The 4,573-nt window shown below is 46.9% G+C and carries 5 protein-coding genes; 2 read left to right on the plus strand and 3 right to left on the minus strand.

The genetic code is table 11. The annotated features are described in order from the left end of the window. A partial coding sequence (locus FT726_RS26100; protein ID WP_346303724.1) for a hypothetical protein occupies positions 1 to 201 on the plus strand: 201 nt, incomplete at its 5' end. Between the two features lie 56 nt (positions 202 to 257). Here the strand turns inward: FT726_RS26100 and FT726_RS26105 are convergent. Continuing rightward, on the minus strand, positions 258 to 1,166 hold the full coding sequence (locus FT726_RS26105; protein WP_346303725.1) for a LysR family transcriptional regulator: 909 nt from the start codon (positions 1,164 to 1,166) through the stop codon (positions 258 to 260). Between the two features lie 100 nt (positions 1,167 to 1,266). Here FT726_RS26105 and FT726_RS26110 point away from each other — a divergent pair, with 100 nt between their 5' ends. Continuing rightward, complete coding sequence (locus tag FT726_RS26110; RefSeq protein WP_346303726.1) at positions 1,267 to 2,394, plus strand: FAD-dependent monooxygenase; 1,128 nt, start codon at positions 1,267 to 1,269, stop codon at positions 2,392 to 2,394. Between the two features lie 155 nt (positions 2,395 to 2,549). Here the strand turns inward: FT726_RS26110 and FT726_RS26115 are convergent, their stop codons facing one another. After that, complete coding sequence (locus FT726_RS26115) at positions 2,550 to 3,152, minus strand: site-specific integrase (protein ID WP_346303727.1); 603 nt, start codon at positions 3,150 to 3,152, stop codon at positions 2,550 to 2,552. Positions 3,153 to 3,263: 111 nt separating this feature from the next. Then, the gene (locus FT726_RS26120) at positions 3,264 to 4,166 is read right to left on the minus strand and encodes an alpha/beta fold hydrolase (protein WP_346303728.1); all 903 of its coding nucleotides are present in this window, start codon (positions 4,164 to 4,166) and stop codon (positions 3,264 to 3,266) included. Positions 4,167 to 4,573: the final 407 nt, after the last annotated feature.

The following is a 4,573-nucleotide window of genomic DNA, read 5'->3' on the forward strand; positions in this document are numbered from 1 at the left end:
TATCTACAGTCGAATTACCCCAAACGGGATAACTTAATGCCGGCCTGGTGCTTAACCGCTGCGAAAAAATTGAATGGCATTATATTAATAAAAGGAATGATATGCGCCAGTGTCTGCTTTGAGCGAAGAGCGGACGTTCTGACGGCACACGTCAATCGAGATGTTTTTTATGGAGCTATACGAAAAAAACTTCGTATTTAAAACGTTTTGCCGTCATTTCTTATCACCTGGCCCTGGATATTGGATTGCTTAGCCAATCATGCTTCTTCCTTATTTTTTACAGCTAAATAGGCGATAGCCGATTGCAGGTGTTCCATAAACGCCTTCACTTTAGCTTGCAAATATTTTCTGCCGGAAAAGAGCGCGTAGAGCACCAGATCTTCTGGTTCACTATTACAGTTAATTTTAACAAGCGAGCCGTTGTTAATTTCTGACTCACAGGCATGAAGAGGCAATATAGCGAAACCAAGTCCTTTCAATGCCGCAATCTTGGCCATCTGCCCACTGTTTACTTTGTAGCTGGACTGAACCTGGGCGCTCTGGTTCTGTTTAAATCGCCAGGGCATTCCCTGAAGTACCGACATACTGGTAATGCAGGGGAGTTTGGTTAGTTCATTAACCGAATGTGGTGATGGGTGACGTTCCAGAAGTTCTGGGGCGGCAACCACACAGCTCGGCCAGCGCAGAATTTCTCTGGCAACCCAGCAAGAATCCTCCAGTGGCCCACGTCCAAAGCGTAATACCAGATCAAATCCATCCAATAGCCCCTCTGTTGGATCTAATTGTGTGTCACAACTGAGCTGTATCTGTGGGTGCCGAATGCAGAAGTCAGCGAGAATGTCTGCCATGAAGGGAAGGTCTGGCGTAATGACCTTCAGATGGCCTGATAGTGAATCACCAACCAGTGATACTTCTTCCAGCGCATGATCCAAAGCGTGCGTGAGCGGCGTAATGGATTGATAAAGCAGTTTACCGGCTGCGGTTGGAATTATCTTACGCGTCGTACGCTCCAGCAGCCGCACATGAAGTTGTTGTTCGAGTAAAGTGATATGTCGACTGACATTGGATGATGGCAGCTGAAGCTGCTCTGCCGCGAGCTTGAAGCTCAACTTTTCATAAACAGCCTGAAAACAGATCAGCCACTGTATTTCAATTTTTTCTATCATTTATTATCCCAAAAAATGAGATTAAAAAAACTATAATTCCATATTTATCACTAATTAGGTGGTCATTACAATTTCCTTAAAATTTCGTAAGAGGAAGGAAATGATGACCAATACTAAGAAAATTGCCATCGTAGGTGCCGGGGTTGCTGGAATGGCACTGGCTATCCTCGCAACCAGGCAGGGCCATCACGTCAGCCTGTTTGAGCGTGTCAGCAACGTGTCTTCTGAGGGAGCTGGTGTGACGTTATGGCCCAATGCCATGTTCGTCATGCAGAAGATGGGGCTGGACAAAAAGGTCATGCAAGTAGGTGGTACACCATGCATGATGCGCCAGTTTGATCGGCATGGCCTCCCCCAGACTGAGTTCGATATTTCAGCCGTAAACTCACTTTGCGGTTTTCCCAGTGTGACAGTTTTACGGCGTGAGCTGATGGGCTTACTGGCCGGTGCGTTAGAAAGCCTGGGAAAGGAGATCACGTTCAATTGTTCAATCACTGCAGCGGACGTAATGAAGTTGAGCCAGGCGTTTGATCTGGTAGTAGGAGCTGACGGGCGCATGAATTCAGTCGTCCGCCAGGCATTGTGTGCGGAGAAAATCACTCCTCATTATCATGGCTTTGTGAACGTAATCGGTGTGGGAAGACAACGAGAGGGCACGCTGAACAATGCTATTGATGACTACCGCGGTCAAGGTGAGCGTTTTGGAATCGTCCCGGTGAATGATGGATGGTGCTATTGGGCAGGAGCATGGAAGGCTCCCGTTGACAATGAACATCTTCGGGCGCATTGGTGCGATGAGTTGCATCGGCGTTTTCGGGACTGGCCTGATCCTGTGCAGAATGTGCTGCTGTCATATGACCGTGCATCAGTTAATTGCATTTTCGTGCATGACATTGATCCTCTTCCTTTTTGGCATCAAGACAATGTCTTAATGATCGGAGACGCGGCTCATGCTTCCTTGCCGACATCCGGGCAGGGAGCATGTCAGGCGCTGGAAGATGCGTGGCATCTTACTCGCTTACTGAATGAGACCGAAAATCTGGAGATTGCTCTGCAAAGCTTTTACCAACTAAGACATATCAAGACATCTGCAGCACAGTTGGTTGGAAGACAATTCGCCAGGAAAATTTTTTCTGAACAACCTGAACCACTGCTGCCTGCATCCACTATTTCTGCTGCTGAACTCAGTCGGTTTTGGATGCAAGGTTTAACACATTTAGATCCTTGAAACCGGGTCAAAAGCACTCGGTATGCCTGTATGTCAGACAGATACTGACCAGTGCGATGTTTTTGATAAGCACTGACCCGCGCGCCCGGAATAATGCAGTGCGGACTTGCCAATGTCCGCTTCTGGCACAGGGCTGCTGTTGCAGCCCTCACAAATTAAACTTCAATTGACTCAGCTATCTCCAGAGCATCATCCACTTCAATACCGAGATAACGGACTGTACTTTCGAGGTTTTTGTGACCTAACAGTAGCTGGATCACTCGAAGATTCTTCGTTTTTTTATAGATCAGATATGGCTTGGTTCTTCGCATAGAATGCGTACTGTACAGAGTCTCGTCGAGACCCAGCTTATCAATCCATCCATGAAAAATACGGTTATATTGCCTGGTTGAGATATGTCGTGAAGAACCGACGCGGGACTGGAACAGATAGTCGCTATTACGTAGATGAGCCATTTTGATCCACGCTGCCACAGCCTCTCTGGTTCCCTTAGTCAGTTCAAACTGAACGGGGCTTCCCGTTTTTTGCTGCAGCACTGTCGCTCTGCCCGAAACAGAGTGCCCATAGGCCACATCAGAAACTTTTAGCTTAACCAGATCACAGCCCCGAAGTTTACTGTCCAGAGCCATGTTAAACAGAGCTAAATCGCGTACTTTTCCTTCCAGCTCAAGTCTGATACGAATTCCCCAGATATGAGAGATCTGAAGAGGCCGTTTCTGGCCAATAATATGGCCCTTGTTCCAGGGGGACGTTGTCATGCTCAATCTCCTTAGGGTTAGGAGATATGATTATGGTTGTCCCATATGAGTAAGCAGCGGACATTTCACTTATGACAGCTGAGTGGTTCTAATACGTTGAACATAACTTTCCTATTGCGCTCTTGAAGTCAGGCCAGTGAAGTGTTCCCTCATCATATTTGTTAACCCGAAGATACAATCGAGATGCGTACTACCCTCCACGACTCGACTGCTTACATTGGGATTACCGCAGTTCCTGAAAAACTCATCCATTCGGATTACATCAAACAGTTCATCATGCTCAGCAAGCATGACCGTTACTGGAATGGAAATCTCTTTAAGTTGTCTTTCGGGGTTCCGAGGGGTAAGGGCATTAGCCATATTAACGCTGTATATCTGAACAAAGTCAGGCCTTGCATTGATAACCTCACAGGGGAAATTAAGCCTTACTCCTGCACGATGTCCACATAGAAAACCTGCACTCATTGCATTGATTATGAAGCTCAAACGGTTTATCGATGCAAAGGGAGAGGAAAAATCGCGGTTCAGAGCAGGAGGTGAAAAAGGACCTAATGCTGGGGCTAGCAAGATCAGGCTTTCAACAACCCTCGATAGAGAGTATCTAGTAAAGTAATTTATCAGCATGCCGCCACCACTGGAGTGGCCAAGCAAGTGAATTCTGGCATCAGGAAAAGAGGCTCGGACATAATCAATGACGACATCTACATCCCGCCAAATTTGATCAGGACTTGAAGCTTCCCCTCGGACACCAAGCGAACGACCGTGCCCACGGATATCAACGAGACAAACACAGACGGGAAGAACGTAACTCAACTGTCGCGCAAGAATGTCGTAACCGGCGTCAGAGTTTACACCGCCACCATGGTAGACAATAAGAACTTCATCGAGGGCCGCCATTGGCCTGTATACCCGGATATATAAATCATTGATCCGGCTTTCGGTTATGTTATCAGAAGGGAGTAATGAGGCGTTAAACTGCTCATAGCGTTCGACAAAGCGGGTGAATTCAATCACGTCCTAAATTCCTTATTCAATAAGATTCACTACCTGTGAACTTGTGACATGAAGCATGCACGATTTACTGTATGCATGAGAACCTTTTTAACATAAAAGTGCCTGCTGCACCGCCCGAAAAGCCCTAAGTGCGTTTCTGCGGCCTGAGGGCTGTTTCCGGCATCTTTCCTGTCCGAAACACTGACAAACGCCCCTGATAATTCTTGTATATCTGTATGGTTATGCAGTGAAAGCTATTCTCTACGGATTAGTGCATGCAGATGCCGGAAACGTCCGCTTTTGGCACAAAGCGGACTGATACACTGTCCGCTATGAGCGAGAAGCGGATATTGTGTTTAAGATAATATCGCCTGTCTCAAACGACCACCAGAACCTAACGCTCAAGTAGATGTGTGGCAATTCCCCAT

The organism is Pantoea sp. Morm (assembly GCF_016643525.1).
GTDB lineage: Bacteria > Pseudomonadota > Gammaproteobacteria > Enterobacterales > Enterobacteriaceae > Pantoea > Pantoea dispersa.

What these genes read in the sequence shown, in the direction of transcription:
- FT726_RS26105 (WP_346303725.1), bottom strand. Translation starts at nt 1,166, where the DNA reads ATGATAGAAAAAATTGAAATACAGTGGCTGATCTGTTTTCAGGCTGTT.
- FT726_RS26110 (WP_346303726.1), top strand. Translation starts at nt 1,267, where the DNA reads ATGATGACCAATACTAAGAAAATTGCCATCGTAGGTGCCGGGGTTGCT.
- FT726_RS26115 (WP_346303727.1), bottom strand. Translation starts at nt 3,152, where the DNA reads ATGACAACGTCCCCCTGGAACAAGGGCCATATTATTGGCCAGAAACGG.